The sequence below is a fragment of the Kribbella sp. CA-294648 genome, from assembly GCF_050943845.1.
GTDB lineage: Bacteria > Actinomycetota > Actinomycetes > Propionibacteriales > Kribbellaceae > Kribbella.
Genome location: NZ_CP191981.1, coordinates 8524464 through 8550612, shown reverse-complemented (window position 1 = coordinate 8550612; position 26149 = coordinate 8524464). Strand labels below are relative to the sequence as shown.

Genomic DNA, 26149 nt, shown 5'->3' with positions numbered 1-26149 from the left:
CTCCGCGGACGAGAACCGGACCGTCATCCCCAGCACAGCCTGGATGCCTTCGCGGTGTCGATGCTGGTGACACCGGTGGCGGCCTTGTCGGTCACCAGGGCGACGCCGGTGTTGTAGAAGTCGAGGCCTTCGGAGTTCTTGGGCTTCTCACCGCCGCGGGCGATCTTCGCGATCGACTCGACGCCGAGGGCGGCCATCTTCAACGGGTACTGCTGGGACGTCGCGCCGATCACGCCGTCCTTCACCGACTTCACGCCGGCGCAGCCGCCGTCGACCGAGACCACCAGGACGCCCTCGGCCTTACCGGCTGCCTTGAGGGCGTTGTAGGCACCGACAGCGGCCGGCTCGTTGATCGTGTAGACGACGTTGATGTTCGAGTTCTTGGTCAGGCAGTTCTCCATCGCCGAGCGGCCACCGTCCTCGGCGCCCTGGGTCGGCTCGTTGCAGACGATCGAGTAGCTGCTGGAACCGGCCGTGCCCGACTTGGCCTCGTCGCCGTTCTTCTTGGGGTCCTTGACGTCGATCCCGAGGCCGGTCAGGAATCCCTGGTCCCGGTTGTAGTCGACCGACACGACCTTGTCGTTGAACAGGTCGAGCAGGGCGATCGTGGCCGGCTTGCCGGCGAGCTGCTTGGCCGTCCACTGGCCGATCAGCTTGCCCGCCTCGAAGTTGTCGGTGGCGAAGGTGATGTCGACGGTGTCGGCCGGGTCCGGTGGCGTGTCCAGGGCGATCACGTACAGGCCCGCGTCCCGGGCCTTCTTGATCGCGCTGTTCACCCCGGGACCGTTCGGGGTGATCAGGATGCCCTTCTGGCCCTGCGCGATCGCGTTCTCGATCGCCTGGACCTGGCCCTGCTCGTCGCCGTCGGCCTTGCCGGAGGCGACGGTCAGCTCGACGTTGTTCTTGGTGGCCTCCTCCTTGGCGCCCTTCTGCATGGCCACGAAGAACGGGTTGGTGGAGTCCTTGGTGATCAGCGAGACGCCGATCTTCTCGTTCGCCGCAGCGGCCGGGTCGTCGGAGCCGCCGCACGCCGTCAGGGCGAGTAGTCCGAGCACTGCGGACGCGGCGACGGCAAGCCGCGCCTTACGAGTGGTGAGGTGCATATCAGGTCCCATCCAAGGAGAGCGAATGTTCTTACGTCAACGTTGACGTAAGAAGGAGAGCACCCTCCGAACCTTGTGGTCAAGGTCTCGATCGGAAATACTGCGGCGCATGACGACAACGTTGACGCACTCCGGATCGGACGGCGAACGGCCCGCCCGGTCGACCATGAAGGACGTCGCTCAACTGGCCGGCGTCAGCGTCAAGACGGTGTCGCGGGTGGTGAACGGCGAGCCCGGTGCGTCGGCCGTAGTACGGGAGCGGGTACTGCGGGCCGCCGAGCGGCTCGACTACCGCCACAACCTCGGCGCCAGCACCCTGCGCCGCAAGGACGCTCGGTCCGGCATCGTCGGTGCCCTGCTGCAGGACGTCGGCAACAGCTTCTCGGCGGGCCTGTTGCGCGCGCTCGAGGACACCCTGCGGCCGTCCGGTCTGTCGGTCCTCGCTGCGAGCCTCGATGAGGAACCCGAGCGGGAGCGCGACATCGTGTCCGATCTGGTGGCCCGTCGCGCGGACGGCCTCGTCTTGATGCCGGCCTCCCATCGGCACGAGTACCTGCTGAGCGAACGCCGCGCGGGGCTCCCGTTGGTCTTCGTGGACCGAAGGCCGCACGGCGTGGACTGCGACTCGGTCACCATCGACAACCAGCTCGGCGCGGACCTGGCGACCGCGCATCTGATCGCGGGCGGGCACCAGCGCATCGCGATGCTCAGCGACCTGCACGAGATCGAGACCGCGCAGGAACGGATCGCCGGCTACCGCGCCGCGCTCGACAAAGCCCACCTCGGCTTCGACCCAGAGCTGCTCGTGCACAGCGTGCGCAGCGAGGACGAAGCGGCTCGTGTCATCGCCGGACTGCTCGGTACCGCGGACCCTCCGACCGCGTTCGTCACCGGGCGGAACATCATCACCATCGGCGCGGTCCGCGCTCTGCGGGCAGCGGACGTTGCCCGGAAAGTCGCTCTGGTCGGCTTCGACGACTTCCCGCTGGCCGATCTGATCGAGCCTGCGCTGACCGTGATCCGGCAGGACGTCCGGCGGATCGGTACCGAGGTCGGCCGCATCCTCCTCGACCGGCTCGCCGGTGACAGCGGCCCGCCACAGCACGTAGTACTCGAACCGACCCTGGTACGCCGGGGTAGCGGCGAAATCCCTCCACCTGCCTGACGGGTTTCCGACATGTCGTGGCGGGGTGCGGGTCCGACCCCTACCGTGAACAAACGAAAGGTCATTGCATATTTGGTGAGGAGTGGCCATGAACCGTCGGGTCGGCAGTGTGCTCGCGGGTGCCATCGCAACGGGGCTGCTCCTCGCGTCGGCCGGACTGGTGGCGGCCCAGGCCGGGCATTCGTCGGTACAGGTGGCTTGTACTGGACCTGCGTGGGCTGAAGGGGTCAGCTACTCCGTTGGGGCCAAGGTGACGTACCAGAGCCGGTCGTACGAGGCGCGGGCCGCGCATACCGCGCACCCGGGTGCCGGCTGGAACCCGGTCGCGGCCCCCTCGCTCTGGCTCGACCTCGGCGCTTGTGACGGCACCCCGCCCACGACGCCGCCCACAACACCACCGACTACTCCGCCCACCACGCCACCGACGACTCCACCGACCACCCCGCCGACGACGCCTCCGACCACGCCGCCGCCGGGGACGGCGACCTGTCCGGTGAAGTCGCGGCCGGCCGGCAAGGTGCTGCACGGGTACTGGGAGAACTGGGACGGTGCCTCGAACGGCGTCCATCCGCCGTTCGGCTGGACGCCGATCACCGACTCGCGGATCGGGCAGCACGGCTACAACGTGATCAACGCGGCGTTCCCGGTGATCCTCTCCGACGGCACGGTGAAGTGGGAGGACGGGATGGACGCGACCGTGAAGGTCGCCACCCCGGCCGAGATGTGCGCCGCGAAGGCGGCCGGTCTGACCATCCTGATGTCGATCGGCGGCGCGACCGCTGGGATCGACCTCAGTTCGTCCGTCGTCGCCGACCGGTTCGTCGCGACCGTCGTACCGCTGCTGAAGAAGTACAACTTCGACGGGATCGACATCGACATCGAGACCGGCCTCACCGGCAGCGGCAACATCAACCAGCTGTCCACCTCACAGGCCAACCTGATCCGGATCATCGACGGCGTGCTGGCCCAGATGCCGTCGAACTTCGGGCTGACGATGGCCCCCGAAACGGCGTACGTGACCGGCGGCAGCGTCACCTACGGCTCGATCTGGGGCTCCTACCTGCCCATCATCAAGAAGTACGCCGACAACGGCCGGCTGTGGTGGCTCAACATGCAGTACTACAACGGCAGCATGTACGGCTGCTCCGGCGACTCGTACTCCGCGGGCACGGTGCAGGGCTTCGTCGCCCAGACCACCTGTCTCAACAACGGCCTGGTCATCCAGGGCGTCACGATCCGCGTCCCGTACGACAAGCAGGTCCCCGGTCTCCCGGCCCAGCCCGGCGCCGGTGGCGGCTACATGGCTCCATCCCTGGTCGCCCAGTCGTGGAACAGCTTCAACGGAGCCCTGAAAGGCCTGATGACCTGGTCGATCAACTGGGACGGCTCCAAGAACTGGACCTTCGGCGACAACGTCAAGTCCCTCCAGAGCCGCTGACCGGCCGCAAACAATGGGTTCGCGCTGCACGGCGGCATCACCGCCGAAATGCGACGACTGACCATCGGCACGCAGTACGGGGAAACCCGTGATGTCCACCGCGCTGATGGACACGCTGGCCCGAGCACGCTGGACCCCTCAGCGATGTCACACCTCGATCTGCTGCCTCGTCTCGGGCGCAGGTGCCACCGAGAGGGTGGTCTGGCAGAGGGAGAGTCTTATGAACGTCGCACTGTGGATCGTGGCTTGCCTGCTGGCGGTCGGCTTCGCGGCCGGCGGTATTGCCATGCTGGTGATGCCCAAGGAACGGTTTCGCGCGATCAGCGCGGGCCAGCACTACGTCGATCACTTCGACGCCGGGTTCATCAAGGCACTCGGCGCGGTCAAGGTGCTGGCTTCGATAGGGCTGATCCTGCCCGCCGTCGTCGACGTCGCACCGGTACTGGTGGCGTGGGCTGCGCTCGGTCTCATGCTGATCATGACCGGGGCAGCCACTGTCCGCATCGTGCGCCGCGAGTGGAGCTACATGGTGGGCGATCTCGGTTTCTTCGCCTTGGCCGCATTCGTCGCGTGGGGCCGTTTCGGGCCAGAGCCGTTTGTGGGTTGAGAGGCGTGCAGCCAGCTGTAGATCTCGTCGTACACCTCAGGGCCGGGCAGATGGCCGCCTGTGTAGATGTGACCTTCGGCCGTGGGGATGTGCTCGAGGAGGTAGTCGGCGTGCTCTGAGGAGACGTTGGCGTCAGCGGTTCCCGACCACAGGCCTACCGGTGCAGTGATCGTCGCCAGGTCGAAACCCCACGGCTGAGCGAGGGCGAAGGTGTCATCAACCCACCCGTCCGTGCTGTCGACGAAGGTCGCCCGCAGTCGCGCCATAGCCTCTGGATCATCGCGCGCCGCCGGCCCCGGCCCGGCAGGCAGCTCTGGACCCCCGTCGTCGATACGCCCCATGATCTCCGCCGAAGCCTCAGCGATCCGGGCCCGCAACTCACCTTCCTCAAGCACCGGCGAACCCGGATCCGCCGGCTTCACACCCGAGAGCACAGCGCAGGAGTTGACCCGATCGGCCAACAACGCCGCACAGGCAAGCGCATGCGGCCCACCCCCCGACCCACCAAAAACCGCGAACCGCTCCCACCCCTGCGCATCAGCAAGCGCCCGCACGTCCCCCACCGCATCAGCCACCGCCCGCCCGACCCGCCGCGTCGACCCCCCATACCCAGGCCGGTCATAAACCAAAAACCGAAGCCCACTCCGCTCCATCGCCTCCACCAACGCCGGCCACTTCCACCGACTACTAGGCGACCCGTTATGCGAAACCACCGGATCCCCATCCCCAGACCCGTACAAGCAGTACCGCAACACGGCCCCGTCCGCCCGCGTCAATTCCAACGTCTCAGCCTGCTTCACACCCCCATCCAACCCCACCAGCAATCTGGGTGTTGGGTTTCGAGTCAGTCTGGGCGGCTCATAGTCGGCCCGCGTGCCTCAGCAGTTCTGCCCATTGATCCTCGGGTCCGGTAGCGGAGAGTCGGACGTACTCCGGTCCGGCCACCCACTGCAGGAAGAAGGTGGTGAAGTCGTCCGCAGCCTTCTCGAACGCGGACGACATCCACCAGTCAACCCCGGTATCAGGGAAGTACCAGACCGCCCCCGTCGACCGGTTGACGAAGAAGGGCTCATCAGAGATGACACCGACGCAGCACCATTCCCCACGGCCAAGCGTGATCGCGGCGCCGGCGACAGGGTCGGCGTAGAACTGCATCTGATCGACCGTCGCGCCGTCGAAGACCGTGACGTCCCCGCAGGTAGCACCGTCGGCCACCATGAGGAACTCCCGAAAGGACCTGGGCAACCCGTCCCCAATCGCAGCGGCCTGTGCCCCAGCGGGCAGCGCGTTCAGCATCCGCCACTCCTCCCGCCCAGCCACCAGCCCACGCAACTCCGCCAGCACCCGCTGAAGTTCGACTTTCAGTTCATCGCCCCGTCGCAGTAGCCGGCCCGGCCAACCAGCACGGCCTGGAGTAATGCCCCTGAGGGGAAACAGCGTCGAGGATCATCCAACCTCCGTCTACCTCGGAACCGCCGTCACCCTACCCGCCCCCGATCCAGCCACAGCCAAACCTCAACAACCGGAACGGTGTCCGCCCGATGGATCGCCGAACCGGCATTCGGCGGGTCCACCTCAGCTCGCTACGCCTGATCAACTGGATGAGGCGCCCCGCCGACGGGCCTGCGCGGGGTGGATGAGACCCCCTTTGAGGCCCTTTCCTTGCGGCCTTCGTGGGTTTGGGGAGATTGTTCGCCAGGTCTCGGGAGGATCCTGCGACCGATCCGGGGCCTAGCTGTCAGGGGATTGTCGCAACGCCTGAGTTTGGAGGGTGTTTGTGGCGGGACCGAAGTTGTCTGAGCAGCGACGTCGTGTGGTGCTGGATCTGTTGGCACAGGGGATCAATCCGATGGAGGTAGCGCGGCGTAGCGGCGTGTCGAAGTCCTACATCTACCGGCTGCATCACAGCCTGGGTGGGGTGTATCGACCAGTCGGCACCACCTACAGCGATCGCTATCTGGATCGTGACGAGCGCTACGAGCTGGCCCGGCTCCAGGAGGCCGGTGTGTCGCTGCGTGAGATCGGCCGCAGGATGGGCCGTAGTGCCTCGACGATCAGCCGGGAGCTGAAACGCAACCGCGACCCGCGCGCCGGGGCGTACCAGCCCGAGCGGGCCAACGCGATGGCCTGGCAGCGGCAACGACGCCCCAAGTCCTCCAAGCTGGCCAGGTGCCCGGTGCTGCGCGCCACGGTGCAAAAGATGCTGGACAAGCGGTACTCACCCGACGAGGTCGCCGGCCGGCTCCGGCTGCTGCACCCCGACAATGAGGCGATGCAGATCAGCCACGAGTCGATCTACCAGAGCCTGTACGTCTACCCGCGCGGTGAACTGACCCGTGAACTCAAAGCCAGTCTGCGGCGCGGCCGGACCACCCGCCGCCGCCGCGGCCAGACCGAGACCCGGGGCAAGATCCCCGGCCTGGTCTCCATCCACGACCGGCCCGAAGAAGTCGAAGACCGCCTCGTCCCGGGCCACCACGAAGGCGACCTGATCAAGGGCTCGGCCGCGTCGAACTCCGCCGTCGGCACCATCGTCGAACGCACCACCGGCTACCTCACCCTGCTCCACCTACCCCACGGCTACACCGCCGACCGGGTCGCCGGCGCCGTGGTCGACCAGATGACCGCCCTGCCCGACTGGTTCACCAAAACCCTCACCTGGGACCGCGGCACCGAAATGTCCAAACACACCCGCATCACCGCCCAGACCGGCATCACCGTCTACTTCGCCGACCCCTACCACCCCTGGCAACGCGGCACCAACGAAAACACCAACGGCCTCATCCGCGAATACCTACCCAAAGGCACCGACCTATCGGTCCACACCGCCACCGACCTCGCCACCATCGCAGCCGAACTCAACGACCGCCCCCGCAAACGCCTCGGCTACCACACCCCCAGCGAAATGCTGGCTAGCCTCATCCTCGACGACCTAAACCGCGTTGCGACGACCACCTGATTTCGCCGGCGAATATCCTCCACGGTCCGTAGCCGCATCGCGTTGCCGTCTGGCCGAGTGTTGACAGCGCAAGTCGCCGAGCCAGTCAGTCGGCCAGAAGAGCTGGTTGCGGCCGCGAGTGCCCGGTTTGCGGTACTCCGGTTTCGGGCGGCTCGGCGGTGGCGAGTACCTCGTACTCGCTGAGCGGGCGACGGAGGGGCCCGCGTCTCGGGGTGGGTGGGAGCGGGCGGAGAAGGGAGCGACGTAGGAGCGGACGTCGGAGCTCGCGTGGGCGCAGTACCGGACATAAAGCGGGACTGCGGCCGCTCGGTGGGCGGTCGCAGTCCCTATCTGGTGGGGCTCCGTCGTCCCCGGGGGGTGGGGGACGACGGAGTTTGGGGGGAGTCAGCCGGTGGGGTTGCCGTTGTCGGAGCCTAGTTTGGCTTTGATTTGCTGGGATTTGCCGTCGCGGGTGAAGGTGATGGTCACTTCGTCGTCCGGGCGGTGCGAACGGACCGCGGCGACCAACGCGTCCCCTGACGCGATCGCCTTGCCGTCGATCGCGGTGACCACGTCACCGCTCTTCAGGCCGGCCTTGTCCGCCGCACCGCCCGGCGTCACCTCGCCGATCGTCGCTCCCTGCTGGAACGCGTCGGAGGACTGCGCGTTGCCGACCTGTACGCCGAGCCTTGCGTGGGTGGCCTTGCCCTTGGCCACCAGCTCGTCGATGATCGGCTTGGCCTGGTCGATCGGGATTGCGAAGCCCAGGCCGATGTTGCCGCCTTCGGATTGTCCCGATCCTCCGGCGGTCTTGATCGCGCTGTTGATTCCGACCACTTGGCCGGCGAGGTCGATCAGTGCGCCGCCGGAGTTCCCCGGGTTGATGGCGGCGTCTGTCTGGATGGCTGGGAAAACCGTCGTACTGTCGCGCTGCTCGTCGCCCGACGTCACCGGGCGGTTCAGCGCCGAGACGATGCCGCTCGTCACGGTCGCCTCCAGCCCGAACGGTGAACCGATCGCGACGACTCCCTGCCCGACACCGAGGTTGCCGCTCTTGCCCAGTACGGCGGGGGTCAGGTCCTTGGCGTCGGCGCGGATCACCGCGAGGTCAGTCAACGGGTCGGTACCGACGATCGTCGCGTTGAGCGTCCGCCCGTCGTTGAGCATCACCTGGATCTTGCCGCCGTTGCCGGCACCCGCCACCACGTGGTTGTTGGTGACGATCAGGCCGTCCTTGCTGATGATGATGCCCGACCCGGTCCCCGAGCCCTGCGAGGTAGCGACGCCGATCTTCACCACACTCGGCAGCACCTTCGATGCTGCGTTCTGTACCGAGCCGTCCGGCGCGGAGACAGGTGCTGCCTGGCCGCCGTTGAGTGGGGCTGTCACCGAGGAGCTCGACGTGGGGTCGTTGGTGGCGGAGTACACGGCTGCACTGCCTATGCCGCCCGCTGCACCGACCAGCAGCGCGGTGGCTGCCACCAGTGCGAGGCCGCGGCGTTTCGGCGGCTTCGGGGGCTGGGGCTCGGCCGGCTGCGGGCCGAACGGCCAGCTCGGGCCCGGTGGCGTCCCCTGATGCGCCCCGGACATCCCGAACTGCCCGCCCTGCCCGCCTTGCTGGTAAGCGCCCCCACCTGAGGGGTGCTGCCCTGCCCGCGGCTGCCCGCCCAACGGCTGACCGCTCTGCGGTTGGCCACCCTGTGGCTGCCCGCTCTGTGGCTGCCCGCTCTGTGGCTGCCCGCTCTGCGGCTGACCGCCCTGTGGCGCGTACTGCTGCTGGTGATGCTGGCCGTAGCCACCCATCGGCAGCTGTTGCGTGCGCTCAGGCGAACCCGAGCCGAACGCCGGCGCTCCGGCCTGCGGCGGCTGGTTCGCAGACTGGTTCCCGTACGTCGAACCCTGCGCCGGCGACTCGTCACCGGGCTGGTTCTGCGGCTGGTGCGGCTGGTTCTCGGTCATGGGTCAACCTTGGCGGCCGGACCTGAGAACCCGCTGAAGATCCCGTCAGAGCAGCCGAAGAACTCCATGAAGATCCGCTGAAGACGACCACAGCTAGCAGGTTGACCAAATGTGCTCACCAAAGGGCGCGGCTGGGCAGTTCTGGTCAAATTTCTGTTGCCCTGGCGACCGGCTCGGGGTGAGATTGGCCGATGACGCAGACGCGACCCGCCGCGGCGGCCCAGGAGCGGAGCTTCTCGTACCGTCCGTTCATCTGGCTGGCGGTCGCGACCTTCTCGATGGGGATCGACGGTTACGTGCTGGCCGGCCTGCTGCCGCAGATCGCCGGGGACCTGGAGGTCAGCGCGGCCGCCGCGGGTCAACTGATGTCGGTCTTCGCGTTCACCGCCGCGCTGGCCGGTCCGGTGCTCGGCACGGTCACGTCACGCTGGGAACGCCGTACGACGATCGTGCTCGCGCTCGGCGTGTTCGTGCTCGGCAACCTGGTCGTCGGGATCGCGACGAACTACCCGGTCGCGCTCGGCGGCCGGGTGGTGGCGGCGGTCGGCGGCAGCCTGCTCAACGCGGCCGTCACCGGCTACGTGATCGCGCTGACTCCGGTCGAGCACCGCGGCAAGGCGTTGTCATTCGTGCTCGGCGGCTGGATGACCGCGACCGCGCTCGGCGTACCGGTCGGTCTGGTGCTCGGGCAGTCCAACTGGCGGCTCCCGATGATCATGGTTGCTGTGGTCGGCACGATCGCGTTGGCCGGCATCCTGCTCGGGCTTCCGCGACTGCATCTACCGGGCGGGACGCTCGCCGAACGCCTGCGCCCACTCGGCCGGCCCCGGCTGGTCGCCGGCCTGCTCGTCACCACCGGAATCCTGTGCAGCAGCTATGCCTGCTTCACCTACGCGGCGCTGATCCTCGGCCCGTACTTCGGTGCCGAGTGGGCGATGATCGCGATCTTGTTCGGGTACGGCGTCGCGAGCATGGCCGGCAATGCGGTCACCGGACGGCTGGTCGACCGGTTCAGCGCGATCCGGGTGCTCACGGTGGTTCTGGTCGGACTGTTCCTGAATGCGCTGCTCGGCATGGTCGCGTTGATGCTCGCCCCGGTGGTGGTGGCGGCGGTCTGGAGTCTGGTCTGGTTCTTCGCGGCAGGGGTCGGCAACGGCGGGGCCGCTGTACCGCAGCAGGCCCGGTTGGCATCGCTGGCGCCGGATTCGGCGGCGATCGTGATGGCGTTGAACGGGAGTGCGATCTCGCTCGGAGCGGCGCTCGGAAGCGGGCTGGGCGGCGTCGCGCTGACCGCAGGTTCGTCCGCGAACGGGCTCCTCGGGATCTCGGCGGCGATCCTCGCGGTCGTGGTCGTGCTGCAGCTAACTGCCTCGCGTAGCCAGCAGACTGTTGAGTGAGGGAAGCTCGGTCGAGTCTGAACGAAAATCTAACGTGGCGGGATTAGACTTCTGCCACCGAGGTGGCTAGTATTTTTGATGACGCAAGAGAGAACAGCAGAAGCTGATGCGGGTAGCCAACGACTGCCCACGCAGTACCGAACGCAGTAGGTAGTACGCACGAACGCAGTACCAGCAGTTGGCAGTAACAGCAGTCGCAGTACCTGTAGTTCACGCAGTAGAAGCAGTACCGCAGTACAAGCAGTTCGCAGTATCAGTTGGTACACCGAAGAGAAGGAGAGGATTACATCATCCGGATCGCCCGCCCTGGCTGATGTGCGCTGGGTGGGTACCGCAGTCCCATCGTCGTACGGAGGTGGTTCTCGGTTACGCAGTTTGCGATCCCCGCTGAGACAGCGGTAGCAGAGGCCGGCTTGAGAGCCGGTAGATGGTGAATCCAAACCCAGGGCCCCGGTGCTTAGCGCCGGGGCCCTCGACACGGAGGTGGCATGACCCCAAGCCTGGAGCAGACGTTGGCTGAACCGAAGAATCCGCCGGCCATCGACGACGAGGACTATCCCGCGTACACGATGGGCCGCGCCGCCGAGATGCTCGGCACCACCCCGGGCTTCCTGCGAAGCCTGGACGAAGCGAAGTTGATCACTCCCCAGCGGTCCGAGGGCGGCCATCGCCGCTACTCCCGCTACCAGCTCCGCCTGGCCGCACGCGCCCGGGAACTGGTCGACAACGGCACGGCCCTCGAAGCGGCCTGCCGGATCATCATCCTCGAAGACCAACTGGCCGAAGCCCTCCGCCTCAACGCCAAGCTCCAGCCCCCCACCGAACAAAGCTGACCCGCTCTCCCGCTGGGCCGGGTTGGCGGGTGAAGCGCTGCGGCGCCGCCTCGTCACGCGCCTCGCCGCGCTGGCTCGGTGGGCAACCAGCATTCCTCGCCGTGCGAGGCGAGCCGTAGGCGAGCGAGCCCTGTCGGGGGTGCTTGGGGTTAGCGGGATTGGGTGGCGGCGTGGGGGAGCCAGAGGGTGAATTGGGCTCCGGCGCCGGGGGCGTTGCGGGCGTAGATCATGCCGCCGTGTTGCTCGGCCGCGTGTTTGACGATGGCCAGGCCGAGGCCTGAACCCGGGCGGCTGCGAGCCTCGCTGGAGCGGTAGAAGCGCTCGAAGACGTGCGGAAGGTCCGCCTCGGCGATGCCGGGGCCGCTGTCGGTGACAGTCAGTACGCCGTCCAGCAGGCGCACGGTGACCCGCCCGAGTGGCTCGCCGTCGGCTCGGTGGCCGGCGGTGTCGTCCGGGACGCTGTACTTCGCCGCGTTGTCGAGCAGGTTCGTCACGGCGCGACCCAGCAGTCGCTCGTCACCCCAGACGGGGAACGGCGACAGTTGAACGTCCCACTCGATCCCCGAAGCGCGTCGGCGGACCTTGAGCAGGGCGTCCTCGACGACGTTCGACAGTTCGATCAGCTCGGCGTCGCGGACCTGCGGCGTATCGCGGGCCAACTCGGTCAGGTCGCCGATCAGCGTGGTCAGTTCGTCCATCTGCGCGCGGACGTCATCGAGCAGTTGCTGCCGATCCTCCGGCCGCAACCCACCTCGCTTGTCGGCCTGGGCGAGCAGATCGAGATTGGTGCGGACGCTGGTCAGCGGTGTCCGTAGCTCGTGCCCCGCGTCGCCGACCAACCGTCGCTGGCGATCCTGTGATCGCGCCAGCGCGGCCAGCATCGCGTTGAACGCCAGCGCGAGCCGGGTGATCTCGTCCGAACCGGTGACCGGGATCGGGGTCAGGTCCTCGGTCCTGGCGATGTGTTCCGCGGCACCGGTGAGCCGGGCGAGCGGTCTGAGCCCGGACTGCGCGATCGCGTTCCCGGCCAGGGCCGCGCCGATCACGCCGAGCAGGCCGACCGCCCACAGCACGATCCCCAGGTTGTGGAGTGTCTGGTCGATCGGTTTGAGCGACTGCGCGACGACCAGCGCGGCCGGAACGGTCTGGTCGTCCTCGCAGCGTTGCTCGTCCCGCCGCGGGCAGAACTCGGCCGGTACTGCGATGACCCGGGCGTGGTTGTGGTTCGGTACGCCGACTGTCTGAATGCTGTAGCCGTCCGGCGCGGTACCTCGGGCGACAGCCAGTTCGGTGGCGCCCATCGGTGGGAGGGCGCTGTCCACCGGGCCGACGATCTGCCCGTCTGCCAGGTAGATGCCGACCCGGATGTCGCTGAGTCCGAGAGCGTCGGCCGAGGCGACCTGCAGGTTGCGGTACCTGGTCAGGACGCCGTTCTTGGATGCCTGGATGACGCGGTCCTGCAGGCTGTCGTCGAGGTTGCGGTACATCTGCTGGCGGACCGTGACGTAGGCGCCGATGCTGACGAACGCGACGGCCAGGCCGACGGCGACCGCGGCAAGCAGTGTCACCCGGGCATGCAGGCTCAACTGATGCAGCTTCTCCTGCCACCAGTCCTGCGTCCGCCCCGCAGTCGCTGCAACCCGTCCCGCATTTCCCCCGGGGGCAGACTGCGGGCGACCGGGCTCGGTGGGAGCGGCACCCATGGCGGGCTGGCTCTGCAGGTGGGTCGAACCTGGTTGCATCGGGCCTGGCCGGCCCGGACCCTGGTGTCCCGCACCCGGTTGCGCCGGACCGGACTTGACCGGCCCAGTGTGAGCTGAGCCAGGCTGACCAGCGCCGGGCTGGGCCGGTCCGGGTTGGGCTGTACCGATCCGCTCCGGCCCCGGCTGAGCCCGCCCTGGTTGGGTCGGCCCGGCTTGAGTCCGCCCGGGGTGGGGGCGGCCGGGGCGGTTGTGGGTGGGGCCCAGTTCGAGGGCTTCCTCGTCCGGTGGACGGGTGTAGCGGGGGAAGTCGTCGGGTGGGGGTTGGGTGGTCACGGTGGGGTGTCTCTCAGGACGTAGCCGATGCCGCGGACCGTGTGGATCAGGCGGGGCAGGCCGTCGATCTCGGTCTTGCGGCGCAGGTAGCCGATGTAGACCTCGAGCGAGTTCGCCGTGGTCGGGAAGTCGTAGCCCCAGACGGCGTCCAGGATCACCGCGCGTTCGAGCACCCGGCGCGGGTTGCGGATCAGCAGTTCGAGCAGTGAGAACTCGGTCCGGGTCAGCGGGATCGGGGTGTTGCCGCGGTGCACCTCGTGGGCGTCCACGTCCACCACCAGATCGGCGTACTGGAGGATCTCGCCGCGTGCTCCGCCCTCGCCCGGCGTCGTACTGCGGCGGAGCAGTGCCCGCAGCCGGGCCAGCAACTCCTCGAGCGCGAACGGCTTCGTCAGGTAGTCGTCGCCACCGGCATCGAGCCCGTCGACCCGGTCGGCGACGGCGTCCCGCGCGGTCAGCACCAGGATCGGCACGTTGTTGCCCGCAGCCCGTAACGCCTTGGTCGTCTCCAGCCCGTCCAGCCGGGGCATCATCACGTCCATCACGACCACGTCGGGGTCGACGTTGCCGATCACCGCGAGCGCCTCGGCGCCGTCGGAGGCGGTCACCACCTCGAAGTCGTTGAACTCCAGCGAACGGCGCAACGAATCCCGGACCGCCCGGTCGTCGTCCACCACCAGTACCCGCATCTCGCGCTCCCGCTCGCCCACAGTTCGATCGGAGCTCGGCCGAGCCCCGCCATCAGAGGTTGTGCAGTCGAGGTTATGCCGTCTGTTTGAGAATCGGCTGAGAACCCGCTGATCAGTCGCGAAGGACACCGGTCCCGCCGTAGGTTCTCCGCGTGGACATCGTCGAATTCACGCCGGACAACGACCAGCTGACCTGGACCTTCGGCGGGGTCGCGCCGCTGCGCCGGGTCAGACCCGGTACGGCGATGCGGCTGTGGACCGAGGACGCGTTCTGCGGGCGCCTGCGCAGTACGGCGGATCTGGCCAGCGCCAGCCTCCAGATGCCGTTCGTGAACCCGCAGACCGGGCCGTTCTACGTCGAGGGCGCCGAGCCGGGTGACACGCTCGTGCTGCATTTCGCCGAACTCACCCCGGCGCGCGGCTGGGGCGCGTCCGCGACCATCCCGTTCTTCGGCGGTCTGACCAGCACGGACCGTACTGCGACCCTGCAGGACCCGTTGCCGGAGCGGACCTGGATCTACGAGGTGGACACCGAGCGGCAGACCGTCGGGTTCCAGGCGCAGGGCAGCGACCTGGAGATCGCGCTGCCGATCGAGACCATGCTGGGCACGGTCGGGGTGGCGCCGGCGGCCGGCGAGGTCCGCTCGTCACTGGTCCCGGACGTCTTCGGCGGCAACATGGACACGCCGGAGATGAAGGCCGGGGCGACCTGCTTCCTGCGGGTGAACGTCGAGGGCGCGCTGTTCTCGGTCGGCGACGGGCACTACCGGCAGGGCGAGGGTGAGTCCTGCGGTACGGCAGTCGAGGGCGCGATGAACGTCGTCCTCATCGTCGAACTCCTCAAGACGCCGGGTCCGGTCTGGCCACGGATCGAGAACGACGCGTACCTGGCCGTCGTCGGCTCAAGCCGTCCGTTGGAGGACGCCTGGCGAGCCGGTCAGGTCGACATGGTCGGCTGGCTGGGCGAGCTCTACGGCCTCGACAAACTGGACGCCTACCAGCTCCTCAGCCAGATCAGCGAGGTGCCGCTGGCCAATGTGGTCGACGCCAACTACAGCGTTGTCACCAAGGTCCCCAAACGCCACCTTCCCAAAGCCGATGCCTACAGCAACATTCACACCCACCTGCGCGACCTGGCCGCGACCCTCAGCTGAAAGCCGGTACTACGTCCGTCGCCAGCAGGTGCAGGGGATCGTGGTCGTAGGCGACACCGGGGATGTAGAAGATGACGTACTGGACGCCGATCTCCTCCAAGCGCTCGAGGCGGCTTCGGATCTCCCCAGGAGTAAGAATGTCGGCCAACCCGACGCCGCCGCCCGCGCCGATCTCGCGGAACTCTTCCACGCCGAAACGCCCGCGCGCCTTGGCCGTCGCGCTCACCGGGTCAGCGCCGCGCGAGATCGGGAACAGGTTGAGGCTGGTCGACTTCACGATCTCGCCGTAGTCGCGACCGACGGAGTCGCAGTGCTTACGCAGTACCGACAGCTTGTGCTCGATGATGTCGACCTGGCCGGTGCCGAAGTTGCAGGCATCGGCGTACTGGGCGACCAGCTTGAGGGTGACCTGCTCGCCACCTCCGCCGATCCACAGCGGCGGTTTGCGGCGCGGTTCGACGTACGGCTTGTCCACAGAGTGGTACTTCCCGTGGAAAACCACATCCTCTTCGGTCCACAGCCGATGGATCAGTTCCACCGATTCGCGGAACGAGCCCATCCGGTCCTTCAGGCTGCTCCACGGATAGCCGTACGCCGTCCACTCGTCTTCGGCCCAGCCCGCGCCCAGTCCGGCGTACAGACGGCCGTGGCTGGCGACATCGACAGTGCCGGCCATCTTGGCGTAGAGCGCCGGGTTGCGATAGCCGTTGCAGCCGACCATCTGGCCGAGCTTGACGCGCTGCGTGTCGCGGGCCAGTGCGGCTGTCGCCGTCCAGGCTTCGAAGACGGTCTCGCGGGCCGGCTCCGGCACGGCGTGGAAGTGGTCGAACAGCCACATCGAGTCCCAGGGTCCGGTGTCGGCAGCTCGGGCTACAGCCGTCATCGCCTCCCACTGGTCGACAGGATCGGCCAGCTCGACCAGGTCCATTCGCCAGCCCTGGGGTAAGAACACTCCGAACTGCATCAGCGTCAGGCCTTTCCGGTACGGCGGGAGATTGCGACTCCGGCTAGGCAGAGGGTGCCGCCGATGAGTGCGAGCAGCGCGGGGGTCTCGCCCAGGAAGAGCCAGGCGAGGAGGATCGCGACCACCGGTACGGCGTACACGGTCACGCCCATGCGGCCGGCTGTTGTGCGGCGGAGGGCGAAGGCCCAGGTGGTGAAGCCGAGTGCGGTGGGGAAGGCGCCGAGGTAGACGACCCACCAGATGGTGCTGGCGCTCGCAGTACGGAGTTCGCTGGTCAGTGCGGGTGCGTAGGGGAGGCAGGCGAGCGTGCCGATCATGCAGGCGAGCCAGGTGACCTGTGCGGCCGGGAGGCGGGTCAGTAGTGGCTTCTGGGTCACCACACCGACGGCGTACCCGATGGCGGCGATGATGCAGAGGATGACGCCCCAGGTCTCGGCGCGGCCGGTGGAGGTCGACAGGCCGATCAGTACTACGCCGCCGAACGCCACCAGGCTCCCGATGACCAACTGTCGCGGGAAGCCTTCGCCTAGCGTCAGGCCCGCCAGCAGTGCGATCAGCAGTGGGGCGATGTGGACCAGCATGGCCGCAGTACCGGCGTCCAGGCGGCGCTCGGCTGCGTTGAGGGCCACGTTGTAAACACCGAACCAGAGCAGTCCGCAGGCGAGTAGTGGCGGCCAGTCGCGCTTGGCCGGCCAGGTGAGGCTGCTGGGCGACTGCCTGAGGAAGAGGAAGGCGCCGAGCAGCACACTGCCGACCAGGAGGCGGGCGAGGGACATCGACCCGGCCGAGAACTCGGTGCCGGCGTGGCGGATGGCCACGAACGAAGAGGCCCAGAGCAGCACGGACACCGAGGCCGCGCCGGTCACCAGCAGGGTCTTGGGGGAGGTTTCCACAGCGGTTGTCACGTGACTACCCTAGGAACAGATTCGCCCTGTTCCCATGGCGATTCGGACCTGAGAGGCCGCTGATGGTTACCGAAACGAAGATCGAATTGGCCGCTGGCTTTCAAACCGAGAAGCCGGTGCTGGACGACCTGAACATCCGCCTGCTGACCGAGCTGTCCGCCGACCCGCGACTCCGTACGACGGAGCTGGCGCGCCGCCTCGGGGTCTCAGCTCCGACCGTCCGGGAACGCGTGACGCGGTTGGAGGAGTCCGGCGTGATCCGCGGCTACCGCCTCGAGATCGACCCCGGCGCGCTCGGGCTGCCGGTCGGCGCCTGGGTGCGGCTACGCCCGGGACCCGGTCAGATCCCGCGCATCATCGAGCTGGCCGAGCGCATCGCCGAGGTGGTCGAGTGTCACCGGATCTCCGGCGACGACTGCTTCCTGATGCGCGTCCAGGTCGCTGAGATCGCCGGCCTGGAAGACATCCTGGACAAGTTCCAGACCCACGGCCAGACCACCACCTCGTTCATCGTCTCCACCCCCATCAAGCCCCGAAGCGTCCCCCTGCCCGGCAACTAGCGCGAGTCTGGCAACTAGCGCGAGTACAGCCGCGCCACACTGGCGAACGCGGCCTTGGGCTCCCAGCGTTCCACATCGTCGGCCGGAATCTTGACCACACCGAACCCAGCCATATCGAGGTCGTGCGACGGCTCCGGGCTGTGCGGGAACTCCGTCATCGAGAAGGTGTAGACGAAGCAGCCGTGCACGCCGCGGTCGGAGTACAGGGTGATCAGGTCCTCCAGGTACGCCGCCTGGGTCCCCTCGTCGCGGACGTAACCCTCCTTGATCCGTGGCGGCGACGCGAACCAGTTCACGATCAGGAACGAGCCCGGCCCACGCTTGTCGGCCCCGACGAAGGAGCCGCAGCCGAACTCCGTGATGACCACTGGCCGGCCCGACGCGACCAGCTCATCCAGCCGCTCCGCGTACCCGGCAGGATCGTTCCCGAACCGGTAGAGGTTCACCCCGACCAGGTCGAAGCCCGACCAGTCGACCTGTTCCCAGTAGCCCGCGGCGTACGTGATCGGGCCGTGGAACTCCCGGCGCGCGGTCGCCAGCGCCGCCGGAATCAGCGCCTTCAGCTTGCGGGTGATCCGTCGGTCGAAGAAGCGGCGCCACCTCACCAGCACCTGCACTCGCAGGAAGATCCAGCGACCCGGGAGCATGCCCCGCGAGGTGAGCGAGAACTCGCTGCCGATCAGCAGAGTGACCCTGTCCGGGTACCGCTGTCGCAACCCCTCAGCCGCACGAGCGGTTGCCTCGAGGTGAGCGAGCAACTCGGTCCGCGGCCGGCTCTCGACGTACGGCCGGATATACACATCCAGTCCGATCTCCAACGCGTACTCCGCCGCAGCCATCTGCGCGGCGGTGTCGGTGCCGATCAGCATCACTGTCGTACAGCGCAGGTCTTCGGCGATGGCCCGCAGATCGCGCTGTACGGCGTCGGCGCCGTCGGCCGGGAGATAGGAGATCCCGCGGATCTGCAGAGTCATGTCTCCAGTCTCAGTCCTCCCACCAGCAACTTTGGTATCTGAGCTGTCCGCGGGCTGAACCCCAACCAGCGTGCGGAGTGGTCTGCATCACTACGCTGAGGGCGACTTCAGCGACCTCTGGAAGGACCCTGACCATGGCTGCCGACAAGTCTGTCCGCAGAGTTGCCCTTCTCACCGCGGGCGGGCTCGCGCCCTGCCTGTCGTCCGCCGTCGGCGGGCTGATCGAGCGCTACACCGAGGTGGCGCCCGACGTGGAGATCATCGCCTACCTGAACGGGTACCACGGTCTGCTCAGTGGCCGGCACCTCGAGGTCACCCCCGAGATCCGCGCCCAGGCCGGTCTGCTGCACAAGTTCGGCGGCAGCCCGATCGGCAACAGCCGGGTGAAGCTGACCAACACCGCCGATCTGATCAAGCGCGGCCTGATCTCCGACGGCCAGAACGCGTTGCAGGTCGCGGCCGAGCGGCTGGTCGCCGACGGCGTCGACGTGCTGCACACGATCGGCGGTGACGACACCAACACGACCGCGGCCGACCTGGCGGCGTACCTGCAGGAGCACGACTACGACCTGACCGTGGTCGGCCTGCCGAAGACGATCGACAACGACGTGATCCCGATCCGGCAGAGCCTGGGCGCCTGGACCGCGGCCGAGCAGGGCGCGCTGTTCGCCCGCAACGTGATCGCCGAGCACAGCTCGAACCCGCGGATGCTCGTCGTCCACGAGGTGATGGGCCGCAACTGCGGTTGGCTGACGGCCGCCACCGCAGCGGAGTACCGGAAGTGGGTCACCGCGCAGGAGTGGAACCCGGGCATCGGCCTGACCGCCGGCGGCTGGGACGTGCACGCGGTTTACGTGCCTGAGGCAACGATCGACCTGGACGCCGAGGCCGAGCGGCTGAAGGCGGTGATGGACGAGAACGACTGCGTCAACATCTTCCTGTCCGAAGGTGCCGGTGTGCCGTCGATCGTGGCCGAGATGGAGGCCCGCGGCGAGGAGGTCGGCCGGGATCCGTTCGGGCACGTCAAGCTGGACACGATCAACCCGGGCGCCTGGTTCGCGAAGCAGTTCGCCGAGCGGATCGGCGCGGAGAAGACGATGGTCCAGAAGAGCGGCTACTTCAGCCGCTCGGCCGCCGCCAACCCGGCCGACCTCGAGCTGATCAAGCAGTGCACCGACTTCGCGGTCGACGCGGCGTTGCGCGGCGAGAGCGGTGTGATCGGCCATGACGAGGAGCGCGGTGACGAACTCCGCGCCATCGAGTTCCCGCGCATTGCCGGCGGCAAGGAGTTCGACCCGAGCGTGGAGTGGTTCACCACGCTGCTCAGCGACATCGGCCAGACCAAGTAGTACGGGCCGGGCTCCTCACCGGCCAGTCGGTGGGGAGCCCGCGAGCCGCTCGACCCACAGGTCCGCGGCCTTCTCGATCTGAACGAGGACATCGTCGAAGCCGGTGTCGTCACCGTAGTACGGATCCGGTACGTCGATGTCGGCGAACAGTTCGACCGGTACTGCGAGGTCCGTGCCGCCGCGGCGGAGCAATGCGGACAGGTGCCCGGAATCCATCGCGAGCACCAGGTCGCGCTCGGGGAACCAGCTGCTGCGGAACTCCTGCGCCCGGTGCGCGCTTCCGTCATACCCGCGCCGGGCCAGTGCAGCTGTCGCGCGGTGGTCCATCGGATCGCCGATGTGCCAGCCGCTCGTGCCGGAGCTCGTCACCACGACGTCGTCGATGCCCGCGTCGGCGAGCTTCGCGCGCAGCACCACCTCACCGATCGGCGAACGGCAGATGTTGCCGGTACAGACCACCTCGACGCGCCTCACCACCGGAGTCACCGCATCTCGGCCTTGTCCGGCAGCACCACGTTGAGCAGCATGCCGACCAGCGTGATCACCAGGGATCCGAGCAGCGCGGCCACGAACCCGTCGACGTGGAACTGGACGTCGAGCTTGCCGGTGATCCACGACGTGAGCAGCAGCATCAGGGCGTTGATCACGAAGATCAGCAGGCCGAGCGTCAGGATGATGAACGGCAGCGAGACCAGCTTCGCGATCGGCTTCACCACCGCGTTCACCACGCCGAAGATGGCGGCCACGATCAGCAGCGTCAGCACCCTTCGCCCGGTCGTCGAACCCTCGAGGGTGATGCCGCTGACGACCCAGCTGGCAACCGCCAGGGCCACCGCGTTGGCCAGCAACTTGATGATCAAGTTCTTCATGCCTCGATCCTGCCACCCCCGGGTTCATCCACCCCGCGATCACCGCGCCGGAGGTTCGCCACACCCTTGACACGATAATGACCAAGTGATCTGATCATTTTCATTCCCCGCGAGGAGGCGAAGATGAGAAACCGGATGAGCTGGGCGCTCGGCGCCGCAGTACTCAGTACTGCGCTGGCAGTCCCGGCGTTCGCGGCGCCTGAGCCGGCCCCCGAGGCCTCCCGCCCCTCGAGCGGCCATCCGCGAGCCGGCCATCCCCAGGTTGGCTCGATCCCGCGGCCGTTCACCGTGGCAACCCCGTCGAAGGAGGGCCCGGTCGTGACGTCTGGTCGGCGGGACTGTGCAGTGGCGCGGACCAACTGGTCCGTCGCGGCGAAACCGCAGGCGGCTCCCGAACCGTTGCTGAACGCCTACAGCGACACCGGCCAGGGCTGGACCGGAGGCGACAGCACCTACTCGGTGAAGCTCCGCGGCGGCCGGACCGCGTGGATCTTCTCCGACACCTTCCTCGGACCGGTCAACGCCGACGGCGGCCGGCCGATCACGACCCCGTTCATCAACAACTCCTTCGTCATCCAGCGCGGCAAGTCGCTGAAGACCGTCACCGGTGGCACCGCGTCCGAGCCGACCGCCCTGGTCCCGCCGCCGTCGAACGGCTGGTACTGGTTCGGCGCCGCCGGCACCAGCAAGGCCGGCCGCAACCTTGACGTCACGACGCTGCAGTTCGAAAAAACGGGCACCGGGCAATGGGACTGGCGCTGGTCGTCGACCCACCTGGCCCGGTTCGACAGTTCGACGCTGAAACTGAAGAAGCTGATCCCACTCCCGTCCAGCGCCAACATCCAGTGGTCCGCGTGGTTGCTCCGCGACCGCGGCTACACCTACGTCTACGGGGTGGAGGACCTCGGCGCCTCGAAGTACGAGCATGTCGCCCGGGTCCGTGGCGACGATCTGAGTACCAAGCGCTGGCAGTACTGGACCGGTACCGGCTGGTCGGCCGACGAATCGGCCTCGGTGCGAGTGCTCGAGGGTGTTGCCAACGAGCACAGCGTGACCCGGTTCGGGGACGGCTACCTGCTCGTCACGCACGACACCACCGAGCTGTTCAGCAAACGGGTGCTCGGCTACTTCGCCTGCTCCCCGACCGGTCCGTTCGTGAACCCGGTCGAGCTCTACCAAACCCCCGAGACCGGTGCCACCGGCAGCTATGGAGACGCGGACATCATCACGTACAACTCGCACGAGCATCCCGACCGGCGCCGCGGCAACTCGCTGCTCGTCAGCTACAACGTCAACAGCCTCGACGCCAATGTCGACCTGTACGCCGATGTCAGCATCTACCGTCCCAGGTTCGTCCGGGTCGCGCTGACCCCGGACGGTCAGCGATGAGTACTTCGGGCGGCGTCGTCCGGCGCAGCCTGCTCGACGACCTGGCCACCTCGATGCTGGACCTGATCGCGGAACGGAAGCTGGCTTCGGGTGACCAGTTCGAGTCGGTCCGGTCGCTGGCCGAGAGGTTCCAGGTCGCAGTACCGACGGTCCGGGAAGCCTTGCGCCGGCTGGAGGCCACCGGCGCGGTCGAGTTGCGGCACGGATCCGGTGTGTACGTCGGCCGGCACATCGGACGGCTGGTGCTCGCCAACCCGCTGGCCCCGACGCCGTCGGCGGACCGGTTGGTGGAGCTCCTCCAGGCTCGCGCGCTGATCGAGCCGCCGGTCGCGGCCCTGGCTGCGCAGAACCGTACGGCCGAGGCGCTGGAGCGGTTGGACGAGCGCCTTGCCGAAGCTGCCGATCTGATTGCCTCTGGCAACCATGCGCGGCTGGCCGAGGTGAACATGGACTTCCACAGGTGCCTGGCCCAGGCGTCCGGGAACGCCACCCTGGCCGAGGTGGTCGAGTCCGTCACGGTCGTCAACGTCCGCGAACAGCTGGAGATCCTGCACATCCACGGTGACCGGCAGGCCGACCTGGACGAGCACCGCGCCATCCTCGAAGCGGTCCGGGCCGCCGACACCGAGCTGGCCGAACGACTCACCCGCGAGCACCTGGACGGCGTTCTCACCGTCGTCAGCGACAGCGCCCAGCACCCGTGACCGGTGCGGTGGGGCAGAAGTTTCACAGAGCCGAAGGGACCGCACCATGTCACGCAGTACGCCGTACAAGCAGCACAAACCGAAGGCGCTGACCGCACTCGTCGTGGCCGGCGCGCTGGCCCTGTCCGCCTGCGGTGGTGGAGCTGGTGACTCCAGCACCGCGAAGGGTGAGGACAAGCCGGTCGACTCGCTGAAGTTCTACAACGACAAGGGTGGCTGGAAGGAAGCCTTCACCCAGGTCGGCGCGGCCAGCAAGAAGGACATCGGCGTCGGGATGGAACCGGTCGGCTACTCCGACTCCAACGCCTACACCGCGTTCATCCGGTCCTCGTTCCGGACCAAGGAGAAGGCGGACCTGTTCACCTGGCACACCGGCAAGGAGCTGGAGGAGCTGGTCGACCAGAAGCTGGTCGCCGAGACCACCGACCAGTGGACCAAGGCGGTTGCTGACGGCAACATCCCGGAGCAGCTGAAGCAGTACTTCACCTACGACGGCAAGCAGTACTGCATGCCGCTGAACGCCGGCTACTGGGTGATGTACTACAACAAGGCAGTCTTCAAGAAGGCCGGGATCACCCAGAACCCGAAGACCTGGGCCGAGCTGCTCGCCGTCGCCGACAAGGTGAAGGCGGCCGGGGTGAAGCCGTTCTACCAGACCAACATCCTGTTCAGCTTCGTCTGGTTCGAGACGCTGCTGGCCGGCAAGGACCCGGACCTGTACGACGCGCTGGCCACCGGCAAGGCGAAGTACACCGACCAGGGCGTGGTCGACGTGATGAACGAGTGGAAGAAGATGATCGACGCCGGACTCTTCAGCGACCCGGGCTCGAAGACCGAGCCGCAGGCGCAGCTGAAGAGCGGTGCGGTCGGGATGGTCAACTTCGGCACCTGGTTCAGCGGCAACCTGAACACGCTGAAGATGAAGGCGGGCACCGACTACGACTTCTTCGTCATCCCGAACGTCAACCCGTCGCTGCCGAAGACCTCGATGATCTTCGAGACCGGGCCGGTCTGTTCCGCCGCGCAGAGCGATCACGCGTCGACGGTGAAGAAGTGGACCGACTGGTGGGTCACCCCGCAGGCGCAGACCGCCTGGGCGAACTCTCGCGGCGACCTGTCGTTCAACCCGAAGGCCGAGGTGAAGGATCCGGCGCTGGCCGCGCTGAACAAGGACGTCGGCGGCGACGGCTACCGGCTGATCAACCGCTGGTTCGAGGCCACGCCGGTGCCGGTGATGAACAAGGCGCTCGAGGTCTTCGGGGCATTCGTCACCAAGCCGGGTGATCCGATGCCGGGTCTGCAGAAGGTCCAGGCCGAGGCGGACGCCTACTGGGCCAAGCAGAAGTGAGCCGGAGCACCCAGCGCCTGGCCGAGCGCCCGGTACAGCGCTCGGCCCAGCGCCCGGTACGGGGCTCTGCTCAGCGCTCGGCCCGGACTGGTGGGCGGGTGGCGCCGCTGTTCGGGCTGCCCGCCGCCGCCATCGTGGCGCTGCTGCTGTACCTGCCGTTCGTGTGGACGACGTACGTCAGCTTCACCGACTTCAACGGCCTCGGTAGGCCGGTGTGGTCGGGGCTGACCAACTACAAGGCGATGTTCAGCGACCCCGATCTGGTGGGCGCACTGACCAACACGCTGTTGTGGGTGGTCGGCATGGTCACCCTGCCGGTCGTGCTCGGCCTGCTGATCGCAGTACTGACGTATGGCCATCGGTGGGGCACCTGGTTGCGGCTGCCGTTCCTGCTGCCGTACGCGATCTCGGGTGTCGCTGTGGGTGTCATCTGGGGCTTCGTGCTCCAGCCGGACGGCGCGCTCGGCCAGGTGCTCGGCTTCCTCGGTCTGCCCGGTGCCCACACGGGCTGGTTGCAGGCCGGGCCGGGCAACACGCTGATGATGATCGTGGCGACCTCCTGGCAGGCCGCCGGGGTGAACGCGCTGCTGTTCGTGATCGGGCTGCAGTCCATCCCGGCCGAGCCGCTGGAGGCTGCCCGGCTGGACGGGGCGGAGGGCTTCAAGCTGTTCCTCCACCAGCTCTGGCCGCAGCTTCGGCCGATCACGACGGTCGTGGTCGGGCTGTCGATCGTCGGCAGCCTCAAGACGTTCGATGTGGTCTGGGTGATGACGCAGGGCGGTCCCGGTACGTCGTCGGAGACGCTGGCCCTGTCCATGTACAAGGAGACCTTCGTGCTGAACGACTACGGCCAGGGCGCGGCGATCGCGTTGTTCCTCAGCCTGGTCACGTTCGCCGCGTCGGTGCTGTATTTGCGCTACCAGCTGGCGGACGGTGACTCCCGATGAACAAGACCTCATCCGGTCCGGTCCGTACTGCGGTCCTCGTCGTGCTCGGGGTGATCTGGCTTGCGCCGGTCTACCTGCTGGTTGTGAACGCGTCCAAGGCGGTCGACGCCTACGATCCTGCTGCGGTGTGGAAGCCGTCGGGGTTCTCGCTGTTCGCGAACTTCCAGGACGCGTGGGACAAGGCGTCGCTGGGTGGCACGCTGCTGGCGACAACCCTCTACAGCGTGGTGGCGCCGGTTCTCGCCGTACTGATCGGGGCGGCCGTCGGGTACGCGATCGTCGCGCTGCGGCTCAAGTACGGGTTCGTCTGGTTCGTCTTCATCTTCGGCGGCACCATCTTCCCGTTGCAGATGGTGCTGATGCCGCTGTTCTCCGGGTACGCGAGCTCGGGGCTGTACGACACCCGGGTCGGGATGATCCTCGTCTACACCGCGATCAGCGTTCCGTTCTCGGCTTTCGTGATGCGGAACTTCTTCACCGGGATCGCGCGGAGCGTCTTCGAGGCGGCGGTCGTTGACGGTGGCGGGCTGTTCCGGATCTTCCGGAGCATCTACGTGCCGATGGCCGGTAGTGCTCTGGCGGCCATCTTCATCCTTCAGGCGACCTTTGTCTGGAACGATCTGCTGCTCGGTCTGACATTGAGCCAGTCCGAGTCGGTCCGGCCGATCATGCCGGCGCTCACCGGACTACAGAGCACGTACGGCGGTGCTGCCCTGCCGACCGTCCTGGCCGGCGGACTGCTGGTGTCGCTGCCGACCGTCGTCCTGTTCCTCGCCGCCCAGCGGTTCTTCTCCCGGGGCCTCGCCCTCGGCCAGTTCTGA

25 protein-coding genes are annotated in these 26149 nt (G+C 67.6%); 14 read left to right on the top strand and 11 right to left on the bottom strand.

Features of this window, described 5'->3' with window-relative positions:
- Positions 1–23 precede the first annotated feature (23 nt).
- Positions 24–1103 (bottom strand): substrate-binding domain-containing protein, encoded by a 1080-nt coding sequence (locus ACQPYM_RS40760; RefSeq protein ID WP_433012318.1) that lies wholly within the window; start codon positions 1101–1103, stop codon positions 24–26.
- A 109-nt stretch (positions 1104–1212) separates the two neighbouring features.
- Here ACQPYM_RS40760 and ACQPYM_RS40755 point away from each other — a divergent pair, with 109 nt between their 5' ends.
- The 3 genes from ACQPYM_RS40755 (at position 1213) to ACQPYM_RS40745 (ending at position 4313) form a co-directional block, all read left to right on the top strand.
- Positions 1213–2268, top strand: a complete 1056-nt coding sequence (locus ACQPYM_RS40755) for a LacI family DNA-binding transcriptional regulator (protein WP_433012314.1) — start codon at positions 1213–1215, stop codon at positions 2266–2268.
- 88 nt (positions 2269–2356) lie between these two features.
- Positions 2357–3706, top strand: coding sequence for a glycosyl hydrolase family 18 protein (locus tag ACQPYM_RS40750; protein ID WP_433012311.1), 1350 nt, complete (start codon positions 2357–2359; stop codon positions 3704–3706).
- A gap of 220 nt (positions 3707–3926) precedes the next feature.
- On the top strand, positions 3927–4313 hold the full coding sequence (locus tag ACQPYM_RS40745; protein WP_433012308.1) for a DoxX family protein: 387 nt from the start codon (positions 3927–3929) through the stop codon (positions 4311–4313).
- On the opposite strand, the gene ACQPYM_RS40740 is transcribed toward ACQPYM_RS40745, so the two are convergent.
- Positions 4229–4975 carry an alpha/beta fold hydrolase gene (locus ACQPYM_RS40740; protein ID WP_433012305.1) on the bottom strand — a complete coding sequence of 249 codons (747 nt, stop codon included), beginning with the start codon at positions 4973–4975 and terminating at the stop codon, positions 4229–4231. The two genes, ACQPYM_RS40745 and ACQPYM_RS40740, sit on opposite strands and share 85 nt — an antisense overlap.
- A 196-nt stretch (positions 4976–5171) precedes the next feature.
- A complete protein-coding gene (locus tag ACQPYM_RS40735; protein WP_433012302.1) occupies positions 5172–5609 on the bottom strand; it encodes a hypothetical protein in 438 nt (145 codons plus the stop codon).
- A 475-nt stretch (positions 5610–6084) separates the two neighbouring features.
- On the opposite strand from ACQPYM_RS40735, the gene ACQPYM_RS40730 reads away from it, so the two are divergent.
- The gene (locus ACQPYM_RS40730; RefSeq protein WP_433012299.1) at positions 6085–7272 is read left to right on the top strand and encodes an IS30 family transposase; all 1188 of its coding nucleotides are present in this window, start codon (positions 6085–6087) and stop codon (positions 7270–7272) included.
- A gap of 384 nt (positions 7273–7656) precedes the next feature.
- On the opposite strand, the gene ACQPYM_RS40725 is transcribed toward ACQPYM_RS40730, so the two are convergent.
- The gene (locus tag ACQPYM_RS40725) at positions 7657–9210 is read right to left on the bottom strand and encodes a trypsin-like peptidase domain-containing protein (RefSeq protein ID WP_433012296.1); all 1554 of its coding nucleotides are present in this window, start codon (positions 9208–9210) and stop codon (positions 7657–7659) included.
- A 191-nt stretch (positions 9211–9401) separates the two neighbouring features.
- On the opposite strand from ACQPYM_RS40725, the gene ACQPYM_RS40720 reads away from it, so the two are divergent.
- Positions 9402–10607, top strand: a complete 1206-nt coding sequence (locus ACQPYM_RS40720; protein WP_433012293.1) for an MFS transporter — start codon at positions 9402–9404, stop codon at positions 10605–10607.
- 488 nt (positions 10608–11095) lie between these two features.
- Positions 11096–11440: a MerR family transcriptional regulator gene (locus ACQPYM_RS40715; protein WP_433012290.1), complete on the top strand. Its 345-nt coding sequence runs from the start codon at positions 11096–11098 to the stop codon at positions 11438–11440.
- Positions 11441–11589: 149 nt separating this feature from the next.
- On the opposite strand, the gene ACQPYM_RS40710 is transcribed toward ACQPYM_RS40715, so the two are convergent.
- Both ACQPYM_RS40710 and ACQPYM_RS40705 read right to left on the bottom strand, forming a co-directional pair.
- The gene (locus ACQPYM_RS40710) at positions 11590–13026 is read right to left on the bottom strand and encodes a sensor histidine kinase (protein ID WP_433012287.1); all 1437 of its coding nucleotides are present in this window, start codon (positions 13024–13026) and stop codon (positions 11590–11592) included.
- 446 nt (positions 13027–13472) lie between these two features.
- A complete protein-coding gene (locus ACQPYM_RS40705) occupies positions 13473–14165 on the bottom strand; it encodes a response regulator transcription factor (RefSeq protein ID WP_360287652.1) in 693 nt (230 codons plus the stop codon).
- A 152-nt stretch (positions 14166–14317) separates the two neighbouring features.
- Here ACQPYM_RS40705 and ACQPYM_RS40700 point away from each other — a divergent pair, with 152 nt between their 5' ends.
- Entirely contained in the window at positions 14318–15319 is a 1002-nt protein-coding gene (locus tag ACQPYM_RS40700; protein ID WP_433012284.1) for an acetamidase/formamidase family protein, read from the top strand.
- On the opposite strand, the gene ACQPYM_RS40695 is transcribed toward ACQPYM_RS40700, so the two are convergent.
- Positions 15312–16283 (bottom strand): TIGR03560 family F420-dependent LLM class oxidoreductase, encoded by a 972-nt coding sequence (locus ACQPYM_RS40695; protein ID WP_433012281.1) that lies wholly within the window; start codon positions 16281–16283, stop codon positions 15312–15314. The two genes, ACQPYM_RS40700 and ACQPYM_RS40695, sit on opposite strands and share 8 nt — an antisense overlap.
- Before the next feature lie 5 nt (positions 16284–16288).
- The gene (locus ACQPYM_RS40690) at positions 16289–17188 is read right to left on the bottom strand and encodes a DMT family transporter (RefSeq protein WP_433012278.1); all 900 of its coding nucleotides are present in this window, start codon (positions 17186–17188) and stop codon (positions 16289–16291) included.
- Positions 17189–17250: 62 nt separating this feature from the next.
- On the opposite strand from ACQPYM_RS40690, the gene ACQPYM_RS40685 reads away from it, so the two are divergent.
- Entirely contained in the window at positions 17251–17748 is a 498-nt protein-coding gene (locus ACQPYM_RS40685) for an Lrp/AsnC family transcriptional regulator (RefSeq protein WP_433012275.1), read from the top strand.
- A 14-nt stretch (positions 17749–17762) separates the two neighbouring features.
- Here ACQPYM_RS40685 and ACQPYM_RS40680 read toward each other — a convergent pair whose 3' ends face one another.
- Complete coding sequence (locus ACQPYM_RS40680) at positions 17763–18722, bottom strand: hypothetical protein (protein ID WP_433012272.1); 960 nt, start codon at positions 18720–18722, stop codon at positions 17763–17765.
- Positions 18723–18856: 134 nt separating this feature from the next.
- Between ACQPYM_RS40680 and ACQPYM_RS40675 the strand changes: the two genes are divergently transcribed.
- Positions 18857–20071 carry a pyrophosphate--fructose-6-phosphate 1-phosphotransferase gene (locus ACQPYM_RS40675; protein WP_433012269.1) on the top strand — a complete coding sequence of 405 codons (1215 nt, stop codon included), beginning with the start codon at positions 18857–18859 and terminating at the stop codon, positions 20069–20071.
- A 15-nt stretch (positions 20072–20086) separates the two neighbouring features.
- Here the strand turns inward: ACQPYM_RS40675 and ACQPYM_RS40670 are convergent, their stop codons facing one another.
- Together ACQPYM_RS40670 and ACQPYM_RS40665 are read right to left on the bottom strand one after the other, a co-directional pair.
- Complete coding sequence (locus tag ACQPYM_RS40670) at positions 20087–20545, bottom strand: low molecular weight protein-tyrosine-phosphatase (protein WP_433012266.1); 459 nt, start codon at positions 20543–20545, stop codon at positions 20087–20089.
- Between the two features lie 8 nt (positions 20546–20553).
- Entirely contained in the window at positions 20554–20940 is a 387-nt protein-coding gene (locus ACQPYM_RS40665; RefSeq protein WP_433012263.1) for a phage holin family protein, read from the bottom strand.
- A 123-nt stretch (positions 20941–21063) separates the two neighbouring features.
- On the opposite strand from ACQPYM_RS40665, the gene ACQPYM_RS40660 reads away from it, so the two are divergent.
- The 5 genes from ACQPYM_RS40660 to ACQPYM_RS40640 are packed head-to-tail and all read left to right on the top strand — an operon-like array spanning position 21064 to position 26149.
- Complete coding sequence (locus ACQPYM_RS40660; protein WP_433012260.1) at positions 21064–22329, top strand: DUF4185 domain-containing protein; 1266 nt, start codon at positions 21064–21066, stop codon at positions 22327–22329.
- Complete coding sequence (locus ACQPYM_RS40655; RefSeq protein ID WP_433012257.1) at positions 22326–23033, top strand: FadR/GntR family transcriptional regulator; 708 nt, start codon at positions 22326–22328, stop codon at positions 23031–23033. Before ACQPYM_RS40660 ends, ACQPYM_RS40655 begins: the two co-directional genes overlap by 4 nt.
- A gap of 46 nt (positions 23034–23079) precedes the next feature.
- Positions 23080–24381 carry an ABC transporter substrate-binding protein gene (locus ACQPYM_RS40650; RefSeq protein WP_433012254.1) on the top strand — a complete coding sequence of 434 codons (1302 nt, stop codon included), beginning with the start codon at positions 23080–23082 and terminating at the stop codon, positions 24379–24381.
- Entirely contained in the window at positions 24378–25328 is a 951-nt protein-coding gene (locus tag ACQPYM_RS40645; protein ID WP_433012251.1) for a carbohydrate ABC transporter permease, read from the top strand. Before ACQPYM_RS40650 ends, ACQPYM_RS40645 begins: the two co-directional genes overlap by 4 nt.
- On the top strand, positions 25325–26149 hold the full coding sequence (locus tag ACQPYM_RS40640) for a carbohydrate ABC transporter permease (protein WP_433012248.1): 825 nt from the start codon (positions 25325–25327) through the stop codon (positions 26147–26149). The genes ACQPYM_RS40645 and ACQPYM_RS40640 overlap by 4 nt, the downstream gene beginning before the upstream one ends.

What these genes read in the sequence shown, in the direction of transcription:
- ACQPYM_RS40760 (WP_433012318.1), bottom strand. Translation starts at nt 1,103, where the DNA reads ATGCACCTCACCACTCGTAAGGCGCGGCTTGCCGTCGCCGCGTCCGCA.
- ACQPYM_RS40755 (WP_433012314.1), top strand. Translation starts at nt 1,213, where the DNA reads ATGACGACAACGTTGACGCACTCCGGATCGGACGGCGAACGGCCCGCC.
- ACQPYM_RS40750 (WP_433012311.1), top strand. Translation starts at nt 2,357, where the DNA reads ATGAACCGTCGGGTCGGCAGTGTGCTCGCGGGTGCCATCGCAACGGGG.
- ACQPYM_RS40745 (WP_433012308.1), top strand. Translation starts at nt 3,927, where the DNA reads ATGAACGTCGCACTGTGGATCGTGGCTTGCCTGCTGGCGGTCGGCTTC.
- ACQPYM_RS40735 (WP_433012302.1), bottom strand. Translation starts at nt 5,609, where the DNA reads ATGCTGAACGCGCTGCCCGCTGGGGCACAGGCCGCTGCGATTGGGGAC.
- ACQPYM_RS40725 (WP_433012296.1), bottom strand. Translation starts at nt 9,210, where the DNA reads ATGACCGAGAACCAGCCGCACCAGCCGCAGAACCAGCCCGGTGACGAG.
- ACQPYM_RS40720 (WP_433012293.1), top strand. Translation starts at nt 9,402, where the DNA reads ATGACGCAGACGCGACCCGCCGCGGCGGCCCAGGAGCGGAGCTTCTCG.
- ACQPYM_RS40715 (WP_433012290.1), top strand. Translation starts at nt 11,096, where the DNA reads ATGACCCCAAGCCTGGAGCAGACGTTGGCTGAACCGAAGAATCCGCCG.
- ACQPYM_RS40705 (WP_360287652.1), bottom strand. Translation starts at nt 14,165, where the DNA reads ATGCGGGTACTGGTGGTGGACGACGACCGGGCGGTCCGGGATTCGTTG.
- ACQPYM_RS40695 (WP_433012281.1), bottom strand. Translation starts at nt 16,283, where the DNA reads ATGCAGTTCGGAGTGTTCTTACCCCAGGGCTGGCGAATGGACCTGGTC.
- ACQPYM_RS40685 (WP_433012275.1), top strand. Translation starts at nt 17,251, where the DNA reads ATGGTTACCGAAACGAAGATCGAATTGGCCGCTGGCTTTCAAACCGAG.
- ACQPYM_RS40680 (WP_433012272.1), bottom strand. Translation starts at nt 18,722, where the DNA reads ATGACTCTGCAGATCCGCGGGATCTCCTATCTCCCGGCCGACGGCGCC.
- ACQPYM_RS40675 (WP_433012269.1), top strand. Translation starts at nt 18,857, where the DNA reads ATGGCTGCCGACAAGTCTGTCCGCAGAGTTGCCCTTCTCACCGCGGGC.
- ACQPYM_RS40665 (WP_433012263.1), bottom strand. Translation starts at nt 20,940, where the DNA reads ATGAAGAACTTGATCATCAAGTTGCTGGCCAACGCGGTGGCCCTGGCG.
- ACQPYM_RS40660 (WP_433012260.1), top strand. Translation starts at nt 21,064, where the DNA reads ATGAGAAACCGGATGAGCTGGGCGCTCGGCGCCGCAGTACTCAGTACT.
- ACQPYM_RS40655 (WP_433012257.1), top strand. Translation starts at nt 22,326, where the DNA reads ATGAGTACTTCGGGCGGCGTCGTCCGGCGCAGCCTGCTCGACGACCTG.
- ACQPYM_RS40650 (WP_433012254.1), top strand. Translation starts at nt 23,080, where the DNA reads ATGTCACGCAGTACGCCGTACAAGCAGCACAAACCGAAGGCGCTGACC.
- ACQPYM_RS40640 (WP_433012248.1), top strand. Translation starts at nt 25,325, where the DNA reads ATGAACAAGACCTCATCCGGTCCGGTCCGTACTGCGGTCCTCGTCGTG.